Genomic DNA, 20721 nt, shown 5'->3' with positions numbered 1-20721 from the left:
GGGCATCTAATTATGATAGGCCAACCTTGAAATAGGAGAGGGGGGGATACGAAACATGACTAAAAGTATATACATAATTCGACATTGCAAAGCGGAAGGACAAGCACCTGACGCACCATTAACAGAAGAAGGAATCATTCAAGCAAAGGAACTAGCCGAATTCTTGTCAGATTTAAAGGTAGATAGAATCATTTCCAGCCCATTTGTTCGAGCTATCCAAACGATTAAACCTCTTGCTGAAAACAAGAAATTAGAAATTGAGGTAGATAGTCGTTTAGCCGAACGCGTACTTAGCTCTACCTTTCTTACGGATTGGATGGAAAAGCTAGAAGCGAGCTTTAACGATAGGGGCTTAAAGTATGAAGGCGGAGAATCGAGTAACGAAGCAGCGAAGCGAATTGTAGAAGTAGTCGATGAGATTGTAGTTAGGGGCACGGAAAATACAGTGATTGTGGCACATGGAGGGATTATCTCCTTATTACTAAATTTCTATGATAAGAGCTTTGGTTTTGAACAATGGATGGGTTTACGTAATCCTGATGTCTATCATTTGAAGGTTACCGAGACCAGCACTTATTTTAACCGTCTATTGAAAGATTGATTAGTAATTGATATAAAATGCACAGGAGTTAGGAGGTTGGTTCGTTTGCCTACAAACTTATATTTTGTGAGACATGCTCATTCCGTCTATACACCAGACGAGCTGGTGAGGCCTTTATCTGAACGTGGCTTTAATGACGCAAATATAGTAACTACATTACTTAAAAATGAAGCTATTGATGCTGTTTATTCAAGTCCTTATAAGCGGGCCATCCAAACAGTTGAAGGGATTGCAAACTACATAGGTAAAGAGATTAAAATAATAGATGACTTCAAAGAAAGAATCCTCGCGGAAAAGCCTGTAGAAGATTTTACAGAGGAGATTACGAAGGTTTGGGAAGACCACGAATTTTCATGGGCTGGCGGCGAATCAAACAGGGTTGCTCAAAAAAGAGGCGTAAACGCAACTTTAAGAGTTTTAGAAAGTAACCAGGGAAAAAACGTCGTAATAGGTACACATGGTAACATAATGGTTTTGATTATGAATTTCTTTGACAGTAAATACGGATTCGAATTTTGGAATCAACTTGAAATGCCAGATATTTATAAACTATCTTTTGATCAGGGGAAGCTCCTTTCTGCGCAAAAGTTATGGTGATAAAATCCTTCCATTTGAAATTTCGGACGTTCACATCTTAAATTAAGGGATAATTATAGGAGGATACATCATGCAAACAATCCATCTATTTAAATGGTTGCTAGGAGTAGATGTAAGTAGGACAAAAGAATACTATAAACAAGATCAGGAACTTTGCAATTGCGTAGATTGTAAAAACTATAGAGAAGCTTGTACACAGATGGATTCTCAGATTACGCAGTTATTTAACGAGTTAGGTATTGATCCAACGACACCAGCTTTGTTATCAGAGTTTGGTGAGATGGAAGATGGATTACATCTTTATATTGGGCATTATTATCTGGCTGCAAGCTTAGTTAAAGGAAAGTATTGTTTGGATTCTGATTGGACTTCTGAAAACACGGCTACTTTAGGCAATTTTACTTTTGGATTTGCGGAAGGGAACCCAGGTGAAAAGGATGATTTGCCAGTGCCTGACCTTTGGCTAGAATTTGAATCAAAAATTCCGTGGGTCTTACATGATCCCAGTAAGGTCCCTCTACTATGTAGCAAGACATAGTAGAGGATCTAATCTTCACCATTGTAAAAAGTCGTTAAGTAGAAAACCCTAATTTTTTCGCTTCCGTAATGATCGATTCCATCAGCATACGGACGGTTTGCCTTTTCGCCCTTGTGGCGTTTTGGCCTGCCCAAAGAGACATGAAGTCCGTCTTACCCTGATTAGCACTAGCTTTTCGAATATCCTTTGTTAGGCTATTTTGTACAGGAAAAGCTGGTAATTGATGTTCGTTCGCTCTCATAGAGGAGATAAATTCGTTCTGTATTCCTCTTGCCCACTTTCCGGAAAAGGAGCGGGTTATAACAGTTTGGTCTTCTTTTGCATTCAGTATGGCAGCTTTGTGCAGCTCATTTGCTCCACTTTCCAAACATGTCAAAAAAGCTGTACCCATTTGCACCCCTTGTGCTCCTAAACAAACCGAAGCCATGAAGCCTCTACCGTCCATAATACCCCCTGCAGCAATAACAGGAATACTTACATTGTCGACTACCTGGGGAATAAGTGACATTAAGCCGACCATACTTTCATCATTCGACTGGAGGAAGTGGCCACGGTGTCCGCCAGCCTCACTGCCTTGTACGACAATGATATCCATCCCGGCCTTCTCTATGGCAATAGCTTCCTTCACCGTAGTTGCTGTGCCCATAAGAAGTATATCGTGTTGTTTTAAACGGTCCATTACTTTGGTAGTAGGAACCCCAAAAGTAATGGAGCAAATGGGCACTTTTTCTTTTATTACTACATCAATTTGCTCCAAGAAAGTGTTATATAAATCATTAAAATCTGGTTTTTCAACAGTCTTTTTCTCTGGTAGCTGTAAGGTACGCCGAAACTGGTTCAACCTCTCGTTAGCAGTAAATATTTCTTCTTCTGTTACGTGAAATTCATTTGGTACAAACAGGTTTACTCCGAAAGCATGGGGAGTTAATTGCTGCACTTCCCGTATTTGTTTGCGGAGCTGGTCAGGTGACATGTAACCTGCTCCAATCATTCCAAGGCCACCAGCATTAGAGGCCTCTGTAACCAAACGAGTAGTCGTTACACCCCCAGCCATTGGTGCTTGAATAATCGGGTACTTCACTTTCAAAAGATCCGTGACATTATGTAGCATGCTTTATCCCCTCCTTTTTCTAGATTCTTTAGAATTTATCGCGGAGCAACCGTCCGTAAGACTGCCACTTGAAAACATGAAGTGAAACAGTGATGTTTAAGTGGGAGTATACGGACGCTAACACCCCGATTCGTTCAACTAACAATCATTGGGGGGAAGAAAGTGCCCCCAATGATTGAAGTTTCGCTTTATGGTAGCTTCAGAAGTGAAAGTCCTGCTGTGTTTCTTATTCTAAGTTACTTCTTTCTTATGTGAGTTTCAATCATCAGTTACTAATGCATCTAGATACTTTCCAAGGAATAACAATGGAGAAACTGTCCCTTCAAACAGTTAATTCATTTTCTGTTTTGAGTTGCAAAGCTCTACTTAAAAGGTTCTGTAATACAGTAGCAAAGAATGCTATGACAGCGGAACAGAAGATGATCACTAATCCGATAAGCAATATGCCGGGATTGGCAGCATTTAGGGATAGGAGGGAGATAAATCCTACCAAGTACAAAACACTAATGACTAAAGCACAATACTTAATATTTTTTAATGAAAATAAAGTCTTTGTCGAGAAAGCTTTATTATAATCAATATATTGTAAGAGCTTTAATGCTTGGTACAGGGCAAAGAAGAATGGAAGGGTTGTCACAAGTAAGCCAACTAATAATGGGTATTTTAAATAGGCGAACTCTGGATACATTTCAGTTAAAAAGTTTGCCTGATATGGTAGCCAAAAGATACTAAGAGCGAGTACGATCATCCCAATAATGACTATAGCAGACTTCAAAAAAAGTGTTGTTCCTTGTTTCATAACCTACACCTCATCCTGTTTGTTTTTCTACATCTTACTATATTATTTATTGTTTATCAATAAATTTTTATCAATTATCAGTCATACACAAACAAAAGAAAAAGGCCCCTTCGAGAGAGGTCCCAGTCTGAAGAGTACAACCTCCTCGAGACTTATAAAGTTGGAGTATAGGATGTTAAACTTTTGTAGTATTAGGATAAGAACGAAGTAGCGTGATCTTCTTTTGCTGTGTGCGGCCCATGATTCTGTCTAATATTTGATCCAGATACATTGAAAATGGCGTACTCGTACGCTGACGTGGTCTTGGTAAATCGATAGACTGGTTCAGACTAATATAACCATTTTCAATGACGATAACGCGATCGGCAATGGCTACAGCCTCTTCCACATCATGTGTTACCAAAATGGCTGTAAACTTTTTTTGCTGCCAAAGTTCCTCAATAAGTGCCTGCATTTCTAAACGGGTTAATGCATCTAGCGCACCTAAAGGTTCATCAAGTAGTAATAGGGAAGGTTCATGTACTAAAGCACGAGCTAAGGCAACGCGCTGTTTTTGTCCGCCGGAAAGCTTGGCTGGCCAGTCTGCTATTCTGTCTTCTAGTCCTACTAGCTGTAAAGCTTTCTTAGCCCTAGCCTTTCCCTCTTTCGTGAGGCCAAGTGACACATTATCGATTACTTTTTTCCAGGGAAGTAGTCTGCCATCTTGAAACATCATTCGCGCTTCGCTATTTAGTTCTGCCAGCGGTTGTTGATCCATGATCAGTTGTCCCTTACTAGGCGTTTCTAAACCTGCCAATAACCGAAGCAGGGTGCTTTTCCCACATCCACTTTTTCCAACGATTGCAACAAATTCCCCCTTTTTAATAGATAAATTAATATCCTTTAACACACTTCTTCCAGGGTAGTTTTTTTCAATGTGCTTTGTTTCAATATGAAATTTTGGTTCCTTTTCTTTCAAGTTCTTTGCCTCCTTTCTTTACGATCCATTCCAACGAAGCAATTTCCTTTCAAACAGCTTGGCAATGACATCCGATAGTTTTCCGAATAAAGCATAGAGAACAATACTTAGAACAATCACATCCATTTGCATAAATTCTCTTGCATTCATCGCCATATAGCCAATTCCGGAATGTGCGGAAATGGTTTCGGCTACAATAAGTGTTAACCACATAACGCCAAGAGAAAAGCGCACACCGACAAGGATGGAAGACATGGCTCCAGGCAGTATGACATGAAAGAATAATGCTTTTCCCTTTAAACCATAGGCCTTTCCCATTTCAATTAACCCTTTATCTACAGATTTAATTCCGTGGTAGGTGTTGATATATACTGGAAACATCACACCTAGCGCAACAAGGAAAATCTTGGAGGTCTCATCTATACCGAACCACAGAATAACAAGAGGAATTAAGGCTAGGTGCGGAATGTTTCGTAGCATTTGGATCGAGGTATCAAAGAATAGTTCTGCAAAACGGAAAATACCATTAAACAAGCCAAATGCAAACCCAATAACGCCACCGATGAGAAAACCAATTAATGCCCTGCCAAGACTGATGGACACATGGCCCATCAACTCGCCTGTGGAAGATAAGTCAATTGCCGCTTGAAATACTTGTGTGGGAGCTGGAAGGATGCGGGAAGGAATAATACCTACTACGGATAATAGCTGCCAGCCAACCAATAGCATAATCGGAACTAGCCATGGTATGAGCTTATCTGAGACGCCTTTTGTTGAAAGTTTCACGATCCTGGCCCTCCTTTATTTAATCAGTTATTCGATAAAACATCTTTCACTTGAATTTTTTTCGGTATAATATCCAGTTCGTAAAAAGTATCCGCTATTTCTTGTTGTTCCTTTAAGATTTCTTCATTTATTTCATCCACCCCATATGTCCGCCTCTTTATGGACTTCAGAATAGAATCCTCTTCGATGTTAAGAATGGGGGTTAGTATTGTTGCTAGTTCCTCCTGATTACTATTGGCCCAATCAGATGATTTTTGTATTTCGTCTAATAGAATGCCAATCATCTCTGGGTAATTCTTTTCAAAGTTTTTAGTCGCAATGAAAAAGTCTCGGTCTGTTGTTAAGCCTTCCCCATCTATTAGGAGCTTGCCGTCAGAATGTAACTCTGTCGAGGCTGTATAAGGATCCCATACCACCATCGCATCGATGTTCCCTTGCTCAAAAGCAATTCGTGCATCACCTGGTGACAAAAAGGCAGGTGATATATCGCTATACTGCAATCCTGCTTCTTGTAATGCTTTTACAATTAAATAATGGGAACTGGAGCCTTTTGCAAAGCCGACTTTTTTTCCTTTTAGATCTTCTGTACTTTGAATATCTGAGTCATTTGGTACGAGAATCCCACTTCCCTTAAATTTTGACTTGCCAGCAGCGACCATAACAAAAGGGGCATCTGCAGCTTGAGCAAATATGGGTGGGGAGTTTCCAGTTCTGCCAAAATCAATGCTTCCCGCATTTAAAGCTTCCACTAAGGCTGGACCCGCCTGGAATTGCTTCCACCCCACTGTATATCCTTCCTCTTCTAACCGTTTTTCCAATGTACCGAGCGATTTTAAAATAATGAGAGGTCCATTTTTCTGATAGCCAATACGAATTACCTTGTCTCCCTCGGAGTCTGCTTGAGATGATCCACCACTCTGACTACAACCAACAAAAAGGAACAAACAAATAGCGCTTATAAACAATAACTTCATTTTCTTTTTCATTAATCGAACCTCATTTTCATAAATTTGCGCAGATGCTAGCTCAGTTTGCAAAACTAAACAAATACCAACTAGAGGCAAAGGAAAATTACCAAAATAGAGGCTCTGCGCTTTTCTTATCTGGTTTTAGCCTATGTTTGAATGAAAAGTAGGTTCCTGTCCATTGTAAAATAATACCCAACATAAATTTTTATGCTATGTGGGAAGCTAGTCAGGAAGAGAAGGTATTATCTGTATATCTAAGCATTAAATGAAAACATCTTGGGAGGGAAAGAAATGAGTAAGCTTAATAACAGCAAAGAAGAGGAGGCGCTTCACGCTGGCGAGGTCTATAACCTGTGGTCTTATCTTTATAATACAAAATGCTTTTGTGTCACCATGCAGGTTTTAATTAATCATACAGGGGACAATGATTTAAAGGTGTTATTGGAGGATGTGCTGGAAAACGGCTTTACCCAGGAAGAACAACAAGTCGAAACATTGTTGAAAGAGACTGGGATTCGCCTGCCCCCTGCACCGCCGGATCGCCCAAATGTGGAAACCCAGGATATCCCGGCTGGAGCGCGCTTTAATGACCCGGAGGTTGCTGCCCTTGTACAAAAGGAACTTATAGCGGGTCGAATGACGTCTAGTTATATCATCGGGATTAGCTTCCAAGAGAAGCTTCGTACCATGTTTGAAGAATTTAATACGCAAAAGGAAGAATACGAACTGAAGCTATTAAAACTAACGAAGGAAAAGGGCTGGATTGTGTATCCGCCAATTAATACCAAATAAAGGATTTTAGTAAAGGAGTAACGTGATGGTAAAGGCTGCAAACAAGGGGATGACAATACTTGCAATTGGTTCTATCCCCTTAATAATGACACTTGGTAATTCCATGTTAATTCCAATTTTTCCTAAAATGAAATCCTCATTAGAGCTATCACAAATGCAAGTTAGTTTAACGATCACCGTGTTTTCCATTGCTGCTGCCATCCTTATCCCGATTGTAGGATATCTTTCTGATCGCTATTCAAGAAAAGCAATTATTCTTCCATCCCTGTTCTTATTTGGTTTGGGTGGTTTAATAGCGGGATTAGGCGCAGCTGTTTTCTCGGATTCTTATACATGGATTATAATTGGAAGAGTATTACAAGGTATTGGAGCAGCAGGAACAGCACCAATTGCGATGGCATTGACGGGAGATTTGTTTAAGGGTGGCGAACAAAGTAGAGTCTTGGGGATTTTTGAAGCATCAAATGGACTGGGTAAGGTTTTATCCCCTATTTTTGGCTCCTTAATCGCCCTAGCTGTCTGGTATTTTGTCTTTTTTGCTTTTCCTATCATAAGCTTTCTTTCTTTGATCCTCGTATGGCTGTTTATTAAAGAAAAAAGCTTTAAACAAGCTCCTCCACCGTTTAAAAAATATGTAAGAGGTTTGTTAAGTGTTTTTAAACACGAGGGAAGGTGGCTCTTTACTACCTATCTTGCAGGGGGTGTTTGCCTATTTACCCTATTTGGAATCTTATTCTTTCTTTCCGATGTACTAGAGACAAAGTATTCGATCGATGGGGTTTTAAAAGGTCTTTTGCTAGCAATTCCTTTACTTGTCATGGTCATCACTTCTTATATAACAGGAAGTAAAATTGGAAAGAATCTAATGAGGATGAAACGATTAGCAATACTTGGACTTGCACTCATGACGCTATCTTATGGCCTTCTTGTCTTTTTTGAAAAGCTGGTTCCTTTTCTTATTGTGCTGGCCGTTAGCAGTGTGGGAACTGGCCTCGTATTGCCTTGTGTAAATAGTATTATCACAGGAGCGGTAGGAAAGGAACGCAGGGGATTTGTCACTTCCTTATACGGTTCCGTTCGATTTCTTGGTGTAGCCCTTGGTCCGCCTGTTTTTACCCGTTTAATGGATTGGTCTAGAACGGGCATGTTTCTTTCTGTTGCTGCCCTAACATTTAGTGTAGGTCTCCTTGTTTTCTTCTTATTGCATGTAAAGGGGATGGATGGGAAAGACGAAAAGAAAACAGCAATTCGATATTCGTATTTTTAATCCGTGTGCCTGGCAATTTAGGGCGCAATACATAGTAGGTGTTCTTTATTTCCTTCTCCAGCTAATCGTATAACTTTGATACAAATTTAACTGGCATATTAGGTTAACCATTCTTGTTGAGATCCACTGGCTTCCAAGTGCGAGAAGAATGATTTTCCAATCGATTATGGCGGCTGTAAATATAAAAACACAGCAATTAATCCAGAATAATGGTTGTCCTGGAGAGATACTCCTTTTATGTGAGACAATCAGGGCAATCACCCCAACACCTCCATTAGACACCCCTTGTCGCATTAACAGCCCGATCCCTGTGCCAAGTAATAACGAGCCACAGAATAAATCCAAGAGAAGATTGCGATCCGTTATAATGAAAGTTTGTTCAAAAAAAAGAATAGAAACCGAAGTCATCGTAATTCCAATAACGGTCCAGACCGCAACCCTTTTTCCGAGGTATTTTACCGCAAGCAAAAGCATGGAGGCATTGACTAGCCATAAGGAAAGCCCTGTATTGAGGTGGAACCAATAGGTTAACAATACTGCGATACCTCCAGCCCCCCCAGATGGGATGAAATGAGGAAACAAAAATAGCCCCATTCCCATTCCTTGAAGAGACCCTCCAGCTATAACGATTATGGTTTTTACTAGTAGGTGTGTCATCAGATTCCCCCTAAGGAGGCTCTAATGAAACGCCCATTAGGACAACCCCCTTCATCATCCTATTCAAACCAGCCTTTAATCATGTTTTAAAATCTCAGGAGATTAAGCTGTGATGTGAGGAATATAATCAGTGAAAGGGCTTTATAGTGGTGCCTTTTATTGTGTAATTAGTATATAATAAACCTGTCAGAATATAGAGATCTATGGAAAAATAATACATAATGTATGGAGGTAGAGGATTATTGACGTTACATAGTTAAAGGGGGAGCCGTATGGAACTAGCATTACAGTATCACTGGGAGATTTTTATTGTGGCAGAGGTGCTATCCATAGCATCGTTGCTTTTATTTTGCGTTTTTAGATACTTTTTTAATAGACAAAAGCTTAGCAGAGGGTTTATCGCCTTATTTTTAGCCTTGTTAGCAGCAGAGGCGCTACTAGGATTATTTGTATATCAGGAAACTGGCGAAATCTCCAGCTTTTTAATCATTATCACTGTTTTTGTTATTTATGCTTGTACCTTTGGAATAGGAGATTTTAAGAAGCTGGACCGATGGATGCGCAGAAAGATTGGGGCATTTCGTGGTGTGGAGCTATTAACAGAGAAAGACTATGAGATTATCCGCAGGGACAAGGACCCGAAGTATAAGGCAAAAAAATATCGCATTTCTTCTCTCATACACTTAGCTGTTTTTCTGGTGGCTCAAGCCATCTTTTGGAGTTTAGGGACAGATAGTATGGCCGAAGTAAAATTGTACCTGACTGATTTTTCTTGGGTAGAAAGAGGCGAAGCGGAAGGATCTCCTTATCCAAATGATACGATTTTTTCAATTGGTGTGATATGGGGGCTTGTTTTTATCATTGACTTTTTGTATTCATGGTCGTATACACTATTTCCGGGTAAATAAAGGAGCGGGTTTGTTATGGAGAAGGTGCTACAGGATTTTCCTGTACTAGAAACAGAGCGTTTAATTTTGAGGCAAATACGTAAAACAGATGCTAGGAGCATGTTGAAATATCTATCTGATAAGGATGTAATGGAGCATTACGGATTATTGCCTTTTCAAACGGAAGAAGAGGCACTCGATGAGATAGCCTGGTATGATTCGATATTTGCAAAAAAAACAGGGGTTAGATGGGGGATTACCATTAAAGGGGTGGATGAAGTAATTGGCAGCTTTGGTTTTCTGAACTATGTGGCGCAACATTCCCGCTCCCAAATCGGTTATGAGTTAGACAAGCAATTTTGGGGAAAAGGTATAGCAAGTGAGGCAATCGAAGCGATACTGGAATATGGGTTTGGTGAAATGAATTTACAACGCATTGAAGCATTAATTGAACCGCCCAACGTGGCATCATGTAGGCTAGTTGAACGAACTGGTTTTATTAAGGAAGGCTTGCTAAGAAGTTATGAGTTTAATGGAAAAAAGTTTGATGACCTATATATGTATTCCCTATTAAAAAGCGACTATGAGACTATGTAACACGCAAAAGTGGTAGTACCAAGTTTAATAGTAAAATTAACATTTTGACAAGGGGTGAAGCGAGATGAAAGCCATTTTATTTGATTTTGATGGGACTTTAGCGAATACACTACCTGTTAGTTTCTATGCCTTTCAACAGGTGTTCCACACGTATGATGGAAAAGATCTCTCGGATGAAGATGTTAAGAATATGTTTGGTCCTCCCGAGCCAGAGATTATTCGGGGTAACCTGCAACATTCAGATAAGGAGAAGGCAGTTGACCTATTTCTTGAAATTTATGAGAAAAACCATAAAGCGTTAGTAGAGCCGAATCAGGAAGTTACGGCCATGGTCAAGATGCTTAAAGAGCGCGGGTATAAACTGGCAATCATCACTGGGAAGTCTAGGGCAAGTTTGGACATTTCTCTTAAGGCCTTAGAAATGGATGAAGCGTTTTTTGATTCCATTGTTACAGGGGATGACGTGGTGAACGCGAAGCCGAACCCCGAAGGTATTCTTAATACATTGCGAGATATGAATATCGAGAAGAGCGAAGCAATGTTTATCGGAGATAGTAACGCGGACATTGAAGCGGGAAAGCAGGCAGGTGTATCCACTGTCGGAGTACAATGGCTACCTGAATTCCAATCTAGTGAATTTACAATGAAGCCTGATAAAATATATAAAAAAGTATCCGATTTTACACAGTCATTTGGTTAATAACAGAAATAGTTGGCATAGAAAAATTCAAGATTCATATAGTCCATCTTATTTTAAATAGGGAGATGGACTGGATGCGAATCGAAATTTCCCCTAACGATTCCAATTATGTTGCTTCATTTGTACCCTGCCTTTTTGGTCAAAGGTGACACCTTCTTGCTCAAGGAGGTGTCGCTGGTTCGTAAATCCCGGGGCGAGTTCTCCTGACTTCTTCACGACGCGATGGCTTGGTAGATTGCGTTCAGGTGGTGACTGCCTCATCGCCCAACCGACTACTCTAGCATTATGTGGCTGTTCCAACATCCTAGCAACTTGGGAATATGACACCACATGTCCTCGAGGGATCTGGTCAACGAGGTCATATATTTGATCAAAAAAACCTTTATTCATATTATTCTCCTTCTAATACTTCCTTTAACACATTAACGTGATTATAGTTTTTATCTTTAGCTCCGTATAACAAAACGAGTCGTTCATTCGTAGCCATTTTCTTTAATTTTTCAAGCGCTTCCTGCTGTTCTTCATTCTGTGTCAATTCTTCCTTATACAGTTGCTTAAATTTATCAAACTTATCTGGATCATGGCCAAACCATTTTCTAAGCTTTGTACTAGGTGCTACTTCTTTAGCCCAATAGTCGACACCAGCATCAGCCTTCGAAATACCGCGTGGCCACACTCTATCTATCAACACTCGGTTTCCACCTAATTTGTTTTCTTCCTCATAAATTCTTTGCGATATGATAGAGATGGTAACCCCTCCCTTGGTTTGTTTGTTAGCTTTTCCTTTATTATAGAACATGCATAAAGGTGGAACAATTAATTAGAAAAGAAAAAAGAGAGACTCTTGCTTGTTTTTTCATGTTTTCTTGCATTATCCTATCTTTAGGAGGGATGGCAATGATATACATAGGATTAACAGGCTGGGGGGATCACCATGCATTATATCCTCCGCAAATGAAACCGAAGGATAAACTACAAGAATTCAGCAGTCACTTTCCCGTTGTAGAGGTGGACAGTTCTTTCTATGCCATTCAACCAGAAAAAAATGCAAGGAAATGGGTCAAGGAGACACCTGATAATTTCCGTTTTATCGTGAAGGCATATCAAGGGATGACAGGACATCAGCGTGGGGAGGAAAACCAATTCTCCTCGAAAACGGAGATGTTTCAAGCATTTATAGACTCCCTAAAGCCCTATTTACAGGCAAACAAATTAGCGATGGTTCTTTTTCAATTTCCACCATGGTTTACCTGTAAAAAGGAAAATGTCGATTATTTACGTTTTTGTAAAAAGCAGATGGGCGACATCCCTGTAGCCTTAGAATTCCGTAACCAAACTTGGTTTGAAGAAAGGTTTAGAGACCAAACACTTGAATTTATGACAGCGGAAGGTTGGATTCACTCAATCGTAGATGAACCTCAAGCAGGGGACGGCTCCGTACCAATCGTTCCCGTTGCGACAGATGAGAAGGTGACCTTAATTCGCATGCATGGTCGAAACCTCTATGGCTGGAACAAGCCTAAGGATGCAAATTGGCGAGAAGTTCGCTATTTATATAACTATAATGAGCAAGAACTGCTGGAATGGAAGGAGCGCATCCTTCAGCTAAGCAAGCAAACGAAAGATATTGTCGTTCTATTTAACAATAATTCGGGTGGCGATGCAGCAGACAATGCAAAGACTTTTCAGCAAATGCTGGGCATTGAATTCAAAGGTCTAGCACCAAGGCAGATGGATTTGTTTTAGTCTAGCTAAAAATTCTGTGCCTCCGTCTTTGAAGTCTTGTGAAGAGGCTGTATAAAATAAACGCACTCACAATGATGATACAGCCAATAAGCACCCAATGTAGTGTGTTTTGCTGTGAATTTGTCATAATCGCAATAAACGTCCAAATTAACACGAGGGGGTAAAATAGATCCCTTTGATAGAGAATGATGGAGATAGCAGCCAAGCTAATCCCGAGTACCGCAACGAGCGTCCAACCTGCTTCTCCTATCCCAATAAAGGAAAGCGCGTTACTTCGTTCTACATAAGTGAAAACATTTACGATACTGGCTAAAGATACCCATCCAGTATAGATTGAAAAAGGTGCATAGTCCGACGTATTGCTGGCTTTATGTTGATGTACCTTTTGATAAATCCCCACTAGTGAAAGCAATAACAAAATAATAATACCTGCTGATAACAGGATCATCTGCTGGGTAAAGGTGATAATCCACAAGCTGTTCAATACAAAATTTAAGGGAATCATAAAACGTAACTCTCTGTAAAGATCTGCTTTTGGGTCGTGAGCGAAAAAACCTTTTATAATCCAAACGAACAAAAATAAATAGATGAGTCCCCATATTGAAAATGCATACCCAGCTGGCTGGATAAGGACTGGACCCTGATTGGCAACTTGACCTACTTGGGATCCAACAGAATAATTCACAAAAATCATACCAGAGAAAAAGAGTAAATATATAAGTGAAATTTTCCACGGATGCATAATAACTCCTCCTAGAGCGGTTCCTTTTTCTCAACTCTTCCCTGTCTAGCCAAGAAGTAAAACAAGTCTTTGTAAGGGCATAACAAATTTTTGAAAAAAGGTATTGCCTTTTACAAGTATTTGTAATAGCATATATAAAAATTAGTTATAAGTGCGTGTTCAAAAAGGAGGATAAAAAGGACCGAGAAGTTCGAGGCGGCGTAGCTTTGAGTACCGGAACGTATGCAATTAATACGTGAGGAACGGAAAAGCAAGCCAACGAAGAAATTCGATGTGTCATTTTTATCGGATTTTTTGAACAACCTCTATAAGTAGTGAAGAAGAGGAAATGCATTATTTTACCGGTTATCAGAGAGGGAAGGCTTGCTGGAAACTTCCTAACGCAGGGAAATAAATGTACCACCTCGGAGCTGTATCGGGGAAATTGAGTAACCAATACCGTAATTGCTGCGTTAAAGCAACCAAAGCCAGTGAATGTCTTTCATTTCATTGGGAAATTGGGTGGAACCACGAACATACACATTCGTCCCTTATGCAGGGATGGATGTGTTTTTTATTTATATGTTAGGAAATTTTAAACTTTTGGTCATGGAACAAAAGACAAATTAGTAACATTTTGAAGTCTCAAGTACACAATCGTGACAAATCGATCGATGGCAAGTTTTCTAATAAAAAATGCTAGGAAAAGGATAGGTATTATTTTTACAGCTGACAGAGAGGGAAGAATTGCTGCGAACTTCCTAGTGATGGAAGATAATACACCACCTTGGAGCCGTATTGGGGAAAGTAGAGTAACCAATGCCGTATACGCTGCGTTAAAGCGTCCAAAGCCAATGAAGTTTTTCATTGGGAAGTTGGGTGGAACCACGAGTAAACGCACTCGTCCCTTTGTTGGGATGAGTGCGTTTTTTTATATCTAAAGGAGGAATTTTTTATGGAGAAAATAAGCGTTCAATTTCCAGATGGGCAAGTCCAAAGCTATTCAAAAGGGATCTCAATTAAGGAGATTGCCTCCACCATTAGTTCAAGTTTGGCGAAGAGAGCAATAGTAGGGAAGGTTGATGGGCAGCTTGTAGATATCGATCAGCCCCTTGTTAAAGGTGGGCTGTTATCTGTTTTAACACTAGAGGACGAGGAAGCGTTAGATGCGCTGCGTCATAGTACAGCACATATCTTGGCACAGGCATTAAAACGCTGCTTTAATGAGGTGAAATTAGGGATTGGACCAGTCATTGAAGATGGCTTCTATTATGATGTTAAGCTAACAAAGAGTTTATCGCATGAGGATTTTAAAATGATTGAGAAAGAAATGAACATCATTATTAAAGAAAATCTGGAAATAAAGAGGAGGGTGTTGTCGTATCAAGAGGCGAGAGAGCTATTTGTACAAAAGGGGGAATCCTTTAAGCTGGAAATCCTTGAAGGTCTAGAGGCGGAAGCTGAGATTTCCATCTATCAGCAAGGGGAGTTTATCGATTTATGCCGTGGACCACACCTACCACGAACTGGTTTGGTAAAAGCCTTTAAACTAACACATGTGTCCGGCGCATACTGGAAGGGTGATCAGAATAATGAAGTCATGCAGCGGGTGTATGGGGTAGCGTTTCGTAAAAACAAGGAGGTGGAGGAATATCTTCAATTACGTGAGGAAGCGGAAAAACGTGACCACCGGAAGTTAGGGAAACAATTAGAGCTGTTCATGTTCTCAGAGGAAGCACCTGGGATGCCATTTTACTTACCAAAAGGTCAAATAATCCGAAATGAATTAGAAGCATTCTCAAGAGAATTACAAACAAAAGCTGGTTACGAAGAGGTTCGGACACCATTTATGATGAATCAGCGGTTATGGGAACAATCTGGCCATTGGGATCATTATAAAGAGAATATGTATTTCTCTGAAGTAGACAATACAAAGTTTGCGATGAAGCCAATGAACTGCCCGGGTCATATGCTCATTTTCAAAAATAATTTATATTCCTACAGAGACTTACCAATACGAATGGCAGAATTTGGCCAGGTTCACAGGCATGAGTACAGTGGTGCCTTGAATGGAATGCTTCGAGTTCGTTCCTTTTGCCAGGATGACGCCCATCTCTTCGTGCGGGAGGATCAAATTGAAGAGGAAGTAAAGGCTGCAATTCGGTTAGTGGATGCCATGTACCGGGCATTTGGCTTTTCGTATACTGTTGAGCTATCAACACGTCCAGAGAAATCGCTCGGGTCTGATGAGCTCTGGGATCATGCAGAAAATTCTTTAGAAAATGTGCTTAAGCAAATGGGTGTCGCATACCAGGTGAATGAGGGAGATGGCGCGTTTTATGGTCCGAAAATTGATTTTCACATAAAAGATGCATTAAAGCGAAGCCACCAGTGCGCCACTATTCAACTCGATTTTCAAATGCCGGAAAAATTTGACCTCACATATATTAACGAAAAAGGGGGAAAGGAGAGGCCAGTGGTTATACATCGCGCCATATACGGTTCGATTGATCGTTTCTTTGGAATTCTTATCGAGCATTTTGCCGGGGCATTTCCTGTCTGGCTGGCACCTGTGCAAGTGCAATTACTTCCTGTTGCTGCAGCACATGTAGATTATTGTTTAAAGCTTCAGGGTGAATTGCGACAACAAGGAATCAGGGTTCACATAGATGAACGTAATGAGAAGCTAGGATACAGAATAAGGGAAGCCCAAATAAAGAAAGTTCCCTATGCACTTGTCATTGGAGATAAAGAAATAGATAGCGAGAATGTTACAGTACGAAAATATGGCGTGAAAGAAACAGAGCAATTGGCCTTCCATGATTTTAAAGAGTTACTGGAGGAGCAAGTGGCGAAGCGGGTATTGTGATAACTTCGGGACGAAGCGTCTAGTTTAAAAGATATTAGAAAGGATCGTCGTTTTGGTAAAAAAAGAGGTCAGCCCTATAGGGTTGGCTTTTTTTCGGAAATTAGTAGATATTGATGGCGGAGGTTTTGTTTTTGTGAGAAGGGGGAGTGAATAAACAAAAGGATATCCAATCGACCACAATAGCGAGTGAATCGACCAGAAAAGTGTTCCAATCGACCACAAGAGCCTTCCAATCAACCAAGCTAATGCTGGAATTGAGGTAATCACTCAGGACCAATGTTCTCTTCTAAAAGTGCTTATGAAACCCCATCTGTAAAATGTTCACTTTTTGTTCTAATTTCCATGAACATTTTATGACAGAAAATACTTTTTAATTGTTTTTCTCCTTATCCGGTATTAAGATAATAATATGTTTGTGAAGTTTGTAACAATAATAGTTTTGTAGTTTTAGAATATAGCTAATTTATAAGGAAGGAGTATCTCTATGAAAATAAAATGGATGATACTAGCAGCTATCCTCACTGTACTTACTGTATTAACAGGCTGTGAGCCATTAGCTGTATTGGATCCAAAGGGACCACAAGCACAGACGCAGGCAGATGTTATCTTACTTTCCATTGGAATTATGTCGTTTATCGTCATTGCAGTCTTTGCAATTTTAATTTTTATGCTGGTTAAATATCGTGCGTCTAAACAGCCCGAGGATTATAAGCCGCCACATATTGAAGGGAATGTTTGGGTTGAGGCGATCTGTGTAGGGATTCCTGTTCTGATTGTAGCCTATCTTTCTTTTGTATCGGTAGAGAGTAACTACAAGGTTGAAGCAACACCAGAAGGGTATGATGAAGAACCGCTAGTTGTTTACGCATCTTCTTCTGATTGGAAATGGCATTTTAGCTATCCGGAAGAAAACATAGAAACAATGAACTATCTTTATGTACCAACAGATCGCCCGCTTGAATTTAGACTGTATTCATACGGCCCGATAAGTGCTTTCTGGGTACCACAATTGGGTGGACAGAAGTACGCGATGTCCGATATGGTAACAACGCTTCATCTAGCAGCGGATGTTCCTGGTGAGTACACTGGCAGAAATGCCAACTTTAGTGGGGAAGGATTTGCAGAGCAAACGTTCAATGTAAATGCCGTCTCGCCAGATGAGTTTGATGAATGGGTGGAGGAAGTGCAAACGACTGCAGACCCAATAACTGAAGATAAGTTTGAAGAGCTTCTGGAACCAGGCCATCTTGGTCAGCAAACCTTCACAGGAACACACCTAGAGTTCATGCCTGCACCAGAAGGGGAGCATGGTGGTCATAATCATGGAGGAGATTCAGAAGAAAGCCATGATGAGCATTCTGACCATTCAGATGAAGAACACAGTGACCATTCCGAGCAAGATCATGAACACTAAATGAAAGTAATGTCCTAGTTTTTAACAATAAGGTCGGCGTGTGTCAGCGTATGTGCTGCCATGCCGGCCTGAGCATGTGAAGTTTTTTAAGAGAAAAGGCGGTTGAAAATTCGATCAGTCCTTTTTAGATGGAGTTTCAGTTTATAGCAGGTTTGAAAGGAGTAAAAAATATGGAGTTCTTTGAACGTTTTGCGATACCTCATCCAAGTCCGATTATATATGCCTCCATGGTTGCAATTGGGATTACTCTACTTGCAATTATCGCTGGTTTAACGTTCTTTAAAAAATGGGGTTATCTATGGCGCGAGTGGCTAACAACCGTTGACCATAAGCGTATTGGTATTATGTATTTAATTTCTGCGCTCCTTATGCTTTTCCGTGGAGGCGTTGACGCACTGATGATGCGTGCACAGTTAGCTACACCTGATGCTCAGTTGCTCGACTCGCAACATTATAATGAGATATTTACAACACACGGTGTTGTTATGATCATATTCATGGCAATGGCGTTTATTATTGCCTTAATGAACTTTGTTGTACCATTACAAATTGGTGCACGTGACGTAGCATTCCCACGTTTAAACGCACTAAGCTTTTGGCTTTATTTTATGGGCGCAATGCTATTTAACTTGTCCTTTGTTATTGGTGGTTCGCCAAGCTCTGGTTGGACATCATATTTTCCGTTGGCAGGTAATGAGTTTAGCCCGTCAGTCGGAACGAATTATTATATGATAGCCATTCAGATTGCGGGGATAGGTACCTTAATAACGGGTATTAACTTTATTGTAACAATTCTTAAAATGCGTGCACCAGGCATGAAGCTTATGAAGATGCCGATGTTTACCTGGTCTGCACTTATAACCAACTTAATCATTACCTTTGCATTCCCTGTTCTAACTGTTGCACTTGCAATGGGAACAATGGACCGTTTATTCGGCACACAATTCTTTACAACAGGTAATGGTGGAATGGATATGCTATGGGCCAATCTATTCTGGGTTTGGGGACATCCGGAGGTTTATATTTTAGTGCTTCCAGCGTTCGGTGTTTATAGTGAAATTATTTCAACCTTTGCAAGGCGTAATTTATATGGTTACAAATCGATGGTTGCTTCAATGGTAATCATCTCGATTCTATCCTTCGTAGTATGGGTCCATCACTTCTTTACGATGGGTCAGGGAGCAATGGTTAACAGTATTTTCTCTATTACCACAATGGCGATTGCTGTTCCAACAGGTATTAAAATCTTTAACTGGTTATTCACCTTATATAAAGGGAGTATCCGATTTACAGTTCCGATGATGTACTCACTAGGATTCTTACCTATTTTCACAATAGGTGGGGTAACAGGTGTTATGCTTGGTATGTCAGCAGCTGATTACCAATATCACAACACAATGTTCCTTGTAGCGCATTTCCACTTAGTTATTATTCCAGGTGTAGTATTTGCGATGCTGGCTGGTCTAACATACTGGTGGCCTAAGATGTTTGGCTTTATGCTAAACGAACGAATTGGTAAGTGGGCATTTTGGTTTATTTCAATCGGTACATGTGTAGCATTCTTCCCGATGTTTATATCCGGGTTAGATGGTCAGGCGCGCCGTATGTATACCTATTCTGAATCCACAGGCTTTGGCTTCTGGAATATGCTGTCATTTGCTGGCGCAGTGATGTTAGCTATTGGGTTTATCATCATTGTTTACAATATCTATTACAGCACTCGCTATGCTTCAAGAGATATCGGAAGCGATCCTTGGGATGCGCGTTCTCTTGAATGGGCAACCAATACACCAGTACCGGAATATAACTTTGCAGAAGTTCCTCAAGTGAACTCAAGTGAAGCATTCTGGGATTCAAAATATAATGGCCATAAGCTATATAGTGGAAAATTGAAGGAAATCCACATGCCGAATAATAGTGGTGTACCATTTATTATGAGTTCACTGTTCTTTGTTCTTGGGTTCTCCTTTATATTTAGCATATGGATTGGTGTAGCTATTGCCTTGTTAGGTATTGTTGCATGCTTAATTCATCGTTCCTTTGAACAGGACCACGGGTACCACATACCTGTTGAGGAAATTGAAAAAACAGAATCTGAATTGCGAGGTGGAAAATAATGAAATTAGATCACTCGCAGCCGTTAGAGTATAGCTCTGAACAGGGTCGTTTAAATATATTAGGTTTCTGGATCTTTATTGGAGCAGAAATTATGCTCTTTGGTACTTTGTTTGCTTCCTACTTTACATTAGAAGGACGTCATGGAAGTGGACCGAGTGGAGCAGAAATCTTTGAATTGTCACCAGTGTTAATCGAAACAATTTTACTGCTTACAAGTAGTTTTACCGTTGGTTTAGCGGTGCATGCAATGAGACTTAAAAACAAGAAAGCGATGATGACATTCTTTATCATCACGCTTGTTCTTGGCGCAGGGTTCCTTAGTATGGAGATCTATGAGTTCAACCATTACATCCATGAAGGAGCTGGCATAACAGTAAGTGCCTTCACGTCTGCGTTGTTAACAACGATAGGGACACACGGATTACACGTTACATTAGGCTTGTTCTGGGGATTATTTATCTTGATACAGGTTGCAAAACGTGGTTTCACACCTGAAACTGCAAATAAATCCTTTATATTCTCTCTTTACTGGCACTTTCTAGATGTTGTTTGGATCTTTATTTTCAGCTTCATCTATCTGAAAGGAATGATGTAA

22 protein-coding genes and 2 other annotated features are annotated in these 20721 nt (G+C 40.2%); of the genes, 13 read left to right on the top strand and 9 right to left on the bottom strand.

Annotated features, from left to right (window positions below; translation table 11 throughout):
- Positions 1-55: 55 nt before the first annotated feature.
- The 3 genes from AC6CHS_RS18435 to AC6CHS_RS18425 all read left to right on the top strand — a co-directional run bounded on the left by AC6CHS_RS18435 (position 56) and on the right by AC6CHS_RS18425 (position 1736).
- Entirely contained in the window at positions 56-601 is a 546-nt protein-coding gene (locus AC6CHS_RS18435; protein WP_498238178.1) for a histidine phosphatase family protein, read from the top strand.
- Between the two features lie 45 nt (positions 602-646).
- Entirely contained in the window at positions 647-1198 is a 552-nt protein-coding gene (locus tag AC6CHS_RS18430) for a histidine phosphatase family protein (RefSeq protein WP_498238177.1), read from the top strand.
- Positions 1199-1268: 70 nt separating this feature from the next.
- Complete coding sequence (locus AC6CHS_RS18425) at positions 1269-1736, top strand: hypothetical protein (protein ID WP_498238176.1); 468 nt, start codon at positions 1269-1271, stop codon at positions 1734-1736.
- Positions 1737-1770: 34 nt separating this feature from the next.
- On the opposite strand, the gene AC6CHS_RS18420 is transcribed toward AC6CHS_RS18425, so the two are convergent.
- From AC6CHS_RS18420 to AC6CHS_RS18400, 5 genes are all read right to left on the bottom strand, one after another.
- Positions 1771-2847, bottom strand: a complete 1077-nt coding sequence (locus tag AC6CHS_RS18420) for an NAD(P)H-dependent flavin oxidoreductase (RefSeq protein ID WP_498238175.1) — start codon at positions 2845-2847, stop codon at positions 1771-1773.
- 322 nt (positions 2848-3169) lie between these two features.
- Positions 3170-3646 carry a DUF2975 domain-containing protein gene (locus AC6CHS_RS18415; protein WP_498238174.1) on the bottom strand — a complete coding sequence of 159 codons (477 nt, stop codon included), beginning with the start codon at positions 3644-3646 and terminating at the stop codon, positions 3170-3172.
- A 175-nt stretch (positions 3647-3821) separates the two neighbouring features.
- Positions 3822-4604: an ATP-binding cassette domain-containing protein gene (locus tag AC6CHS_RS18410; protein ID WP_498238173.1), complete on the bottom strand. Its 783-nt coding sequence runs from the start codon at positions 4602-4604 to the stop codon at positions 3822-3824.
- An 18-nt stretch (positions 4605-4622) separates the two neighbouring features.
- Positions 4623-5390 carry an aliphatic sulfonate ABC transporter permease SsuC gene (ssuC, locus tag AC6CHS_RS18405; RefSeq protein WP_498238172.1) on the bottom strand — a complete coding sequence of 256 codons (768 nt, stop codon included), beginning with the start codon at positions 5388-5390 and terminating at the stop codon, positions 4623-4625.
- Positions 5391-5413: 23 nt separating this feature from the next.
- A complete protein-coding gene (locus AC6CHS_RS18400) occupies positions 5414-6376 on the bottom strand; it encodes a sulfonate ABC transporter substrate-binding protein (RefSeq protein ID WP_498238171.1) in 963 nt (320 codons plus the stop codon).
- A gap of 273 nt (positions 6377-6649) precedes the next feature.
- On the opposite strand from AC6CHS_RS18400, the gene AC6CHS_RS18395 reads away from it, so the two are divergent.
- Positions 6650-7150, top strand: coding sequence for a DUF3231 family protein (locus AC6CHS_RS18395; protein WP_498238170.1), 501 nt, complete (start codon positions 6650-6652; stop codon positions 7148-7150).
- Positions 7151-7175: 25 nt separating this feature from the next.
- Positions 7176-8417 carry an MFS transporter gene (locus AC6CHS_RS18390; RefSeq protein WP_498238169.1) on the top strand — a complete coding sequence of 414 codons (1242 nt, stop codon included), beginning with the start codon at positions 7176-7178 and terminating at the stop codon, positions 8415-8417.
- Positions 8418-8462: 45 nt separating this feature from the next.
- Here the strand turns inward: AC6CHS_RS18390 and AC6CHS_RS18385 are convergent, their stop codons facing one another.
- Entirely contained in the window at positions 8463-9074 is a 612-nt protein-coding gene (locus AC6CHS_RS18385; RefSeq protein WP_498238168.1) for a YitT family protein, read from the bottom strand.
- Positions 9075-9346: 272 nt separating this feature from the next.
- Between AC6CHS_RS18385 and AC6CHS_RS18380 the strand changes: the two genes are divergently transcribed.
- From AC6CHS_RS18380 to AC6CHS_RS18370, 3 genes are all read left to right on the top strand, one after another.
- Positions 9347-9982: a hypothetical protein gene (locus tag AC6CHS_RS18380; RefSeq protein WP_498238167.1), complete on the top strand. Its 636-nt coding sequence runs from the start codon at positions 9347-9349 to the stop codon at positions 9980-9982.
- Between the two features lie 15 nt (positions 9983-9997).
- Positions 9998-10558 carry a GNAT family N-acetyltransferase gene (locus AC6CHS_RS18375; RefSeq protein WP_498238166.1) on the top strand — a complete coding sequence of 187 codons (561 nt, stop codon included), beginning with the start codon at positions 9998-10000 and terminating at the stop codon, positions 10556-10558.
- 64 nt (positions 10559-10622) lie between these two features.
- Positions 10623-11258, top strand: a complete 636-nt coding sequence (locus AC6CHS_RS18370; RefSeq protein WP_498238165.1) for an HAD family hydrolase — start codon at positions 10623-10625, stop codon at positions 11256-11258.
- Positions 11259-11351: 93 nt separating this feature from the next.
- On the opposite strand, the gene AC6CHS_RS18365 is transcribed toward AC6CHS_RS18370, so the two are convergent.
- Together AC6CHS_RS18365 and AC6CHS_RS18360 are read right to left on the bottom strand one after the other, a co-directional pair.
- Positions 11352-11648, bottom strand: coding sequence for an MGMT family protein (locus AC6CHS_RS18365; protein ID WP_498238164.1), 297 nt, complete (start codon positions 11646-11648; stop codon positions 11352-11354).
- Position 11649: 1 nt separating this feature from the next.
- Positions 11650-12006, bottom strand: coding sequence for a DUF488 domain-containing protein (locus AC6CHS_RS18360; protein ID WP_498238246.1), 357 nt, complete (start codon positions 12004-12006; stop codon positions 11650-11652).
- 149 nt (positions 12007-12155) lie between these two features.
- On the opposite strand from AC6CHS_RS18360, the gene AC6CHS_RS18355 reads away from it, so the two are divergent.
- Entirely contained in the window at positions 12156-13004 is an 849-nt protein-coding gene (locus AC6CHS_RS18355; RefSeq protein ID WP_498238163.1) for a DUF72 domain-containing protein, read from the top strand.
- Between the two features lies 1 nt (position 13005).
- Here AC6CHS_RS18355 and AC6CHS_RS18350 read toward each other — a convergent pair whose 3' ends face one another.
- Entirely contained in the window at positions 13006-13746 is a 741-nt protein-coding gene (locus AC6CHS_RS18350; RefSeq protein ID WP_498238162.1) for a TspO-related membrane protein, read from the bottom strand.
- A gap of 308 nt (positions 13747-14054) precedes the next feature.
- Positions 14055-14280: a binding site (T-box leader), on the top strand.
- A 137-nt stretch (positions 14281-14417) separates the two neighbouring features.
- Positions 14418-14637: a binding site (T-box leader), on the top strand.
- Positions 14638-14680: 43 nt separating this feature from the next.
- On the opposite strand from AC6CHS_RS18350, the gene thrS reads away from it, so the two are divergent.
- The 4 genes from thrS to qoxC all read left to right on the top strand — a co-directional run bounded on the left by thrS (position 14681) and on the right by qoxC (position 20721).
- Positions 14681-16594: a threonine--tRNA ligase gene (gene thrS / locus AC6CHS_RS18345; protein WP_498238161.1), complete on the top strand. Its 1914-nt coding sequence runs from the start codon at positions 14681-14683 to the stop codon at positions 16592-16594.
- Positions 16595-17078: 484 nt separating this feature from the next.
- The gene (gene qoxA, locus AC6CHS_RS18340) at positions 17079-18008 is read left to right on the top strand and encodes a cytochrome aa3 quinol oxidase subunit II (protein ID WP_119576666.1); all 930 of its coding nucleotides are present in this window, start codon (positions 17079-17081) and stop codon (positions 18006-18008) included.
- A gap of 170 nt (positions 18009-18178) precedes the next feature.
- Positions 18179-20125, top strand: a complete 1947-nt coding sequence (gene qoxB, locus AC6CHS_RS18335; protein ID WP_498238245.1) for a cytochrome aa3 quinol oxidase subunit I — start codon at positions 18179-18181, stop codon at positions 20123-20125.
- Complete coding sequence (gene qoxC, locus AC6CHS_RS18330; RefSeq protein WP_058950361.1) at positions 20125-20721, top strand: cytochrome aa3 quinol oxidase subunit III; 597 nt, start codon at positions 20125-20127, stop codon at positions 20719-20721. The genes qoxB and qoxC overlap by 1 nt, the downstream gene beginning before the upstream one ends.

Source organism: Oceanobacillus sp. GQ8, assembly GCF_059758495.1.
Note: the sequence above shows the minus strand (reverse complement) of the source record. Positions and strands in the feature narration are given on the sequence as shown.

Excerpts from the sequence above, each read along its gene's own strand:
- AC6CHS_RS18435 (WP_498238178.1), top strand. The coding sequence starts at position 56 with ATGACTAAAAGTATATACATAATTCGACATTGCAAAGCGGAAGGACAA.
- AC6CHS_RS18425 (WP_498238176.1), top strand. The coding sequence starts at position 1,269 with ATGCAAACAATCCATCTATTTAAATGGTTGCTAGGAGTAGATGTAAGT.
- AC6CHS_RS18420 (WP_498238175.1), bottom strand. The coding sequence starts at position 2,847 with ATGCTACATAATGTCACGGATCTTTTGAAAGTGAAGTACCCGATTATT.
- AC6CHS_RS18415 (WP_498238174.1), bottom strand. The coding sequence starts at position 3,646 with ATGAAACAAGGAACAACACTTTTTTTGAAGTCTGCTATAGTCATTATT.
- AC6CHS_RS18400 (WP_498238171.1), bottom strand. The coding sequence starts at position 6,376 with ATGAAAAAGAAAATGAAGTTATTGTTTATAAGCGCTATTTGTTTGTTC.
- AC6CHS_RS18395 (WP_498238170.1), top strand. The coding sequence starts at position 6,650 with ATGAGTAAGCTTAATAACAGCAAAGAAGAGGAGGCGCTTCACGCTGGC.
- AC6CHS_RS18390 (WP_498238169.1), top strand. The coding sequence starts at position 7,176 with ATGGTAAAGGCTGCAAACAAGGGGATGACAATACTTGCAATTGGTTCT.
- AC6CHS_RS18385 (WP_498238168.1), bottom strand. The coding sequence starts at position 9,074 with ATGACACACCTACTAGTAAAAACCATAATCGTTATAGCTGGAGGGTCT.
- AC6CHS_RS18380 (WP_498238167.1), top strand. The coding sequence starts at position 9,347 with ATGGAACTAGCATTACAGTATCACTGGGAGATTTTTATTGTGGCAGAG.
- AC6CHS_RS18375 (WP_498238166.1), top strand. The coding sequence starts at position 9,998 with ATGGAGAAGGTGCTACAGGATTTTCCTGTACTAGAAACAGAGCGTTTA.
- AC6CHS_RS18370 (WP_498238165.1), top strand. The coding sequence starts at position 10,623 with ATGAAAGCCATTTTATTTGATTTTGATGGGACTTTAGCGAATACACTA.
- AC6CHS_RS18365 (WP_498238164.1), bottom strand. The coding sequence starts at position 11,648 with ATGAATAAAGGTTTTTTTGATCAAATATATGACCTCGTTGACCAGATC.
- AC6CHS_RS18355 (WP_498238163.1), top strand. The coding sequence starts at position 12,156 with ATGATATACATAGGATTAACAGGCTGGGGGGATCACCATGCATTATAT.
- AC6CHS_RS18350 (WP_498238162.1), bottom strand. The coding sequence starts at position 13,746 with ATGCATCCGTGGAAAATTTCACTTATATATTTACTCTTTTTCTCTGGT.
- thrS (WP_498238161.1), top strand. The coding sequence starts at position 14,681 with ATGGAGAAAATAAGCGTTCAATTTCCAGATGGGCAAGTCCAAAGCTAT.
- qoxA (WP_119576666.1), top strand. The coding sequence starts at position 17,079 with ATGAAAATAAAATGGATGATACTAGCAGCTATCCTCACTGTACTTACT.
- qoxB (WP_498238245.1), top strand. The coding sequence starts at position 18,179 with ATGGAGTTCTTTGAACGTTTTGCGATACCTCATCCAAGTCCGATTATA.
- qoxC (WP_058950361.1), top strand. The coding sequence starts at position 20,125 with ATGAAATTAGATCACTCGCAGCCGTTAGAGTATAGCTCTGAACAGGGT.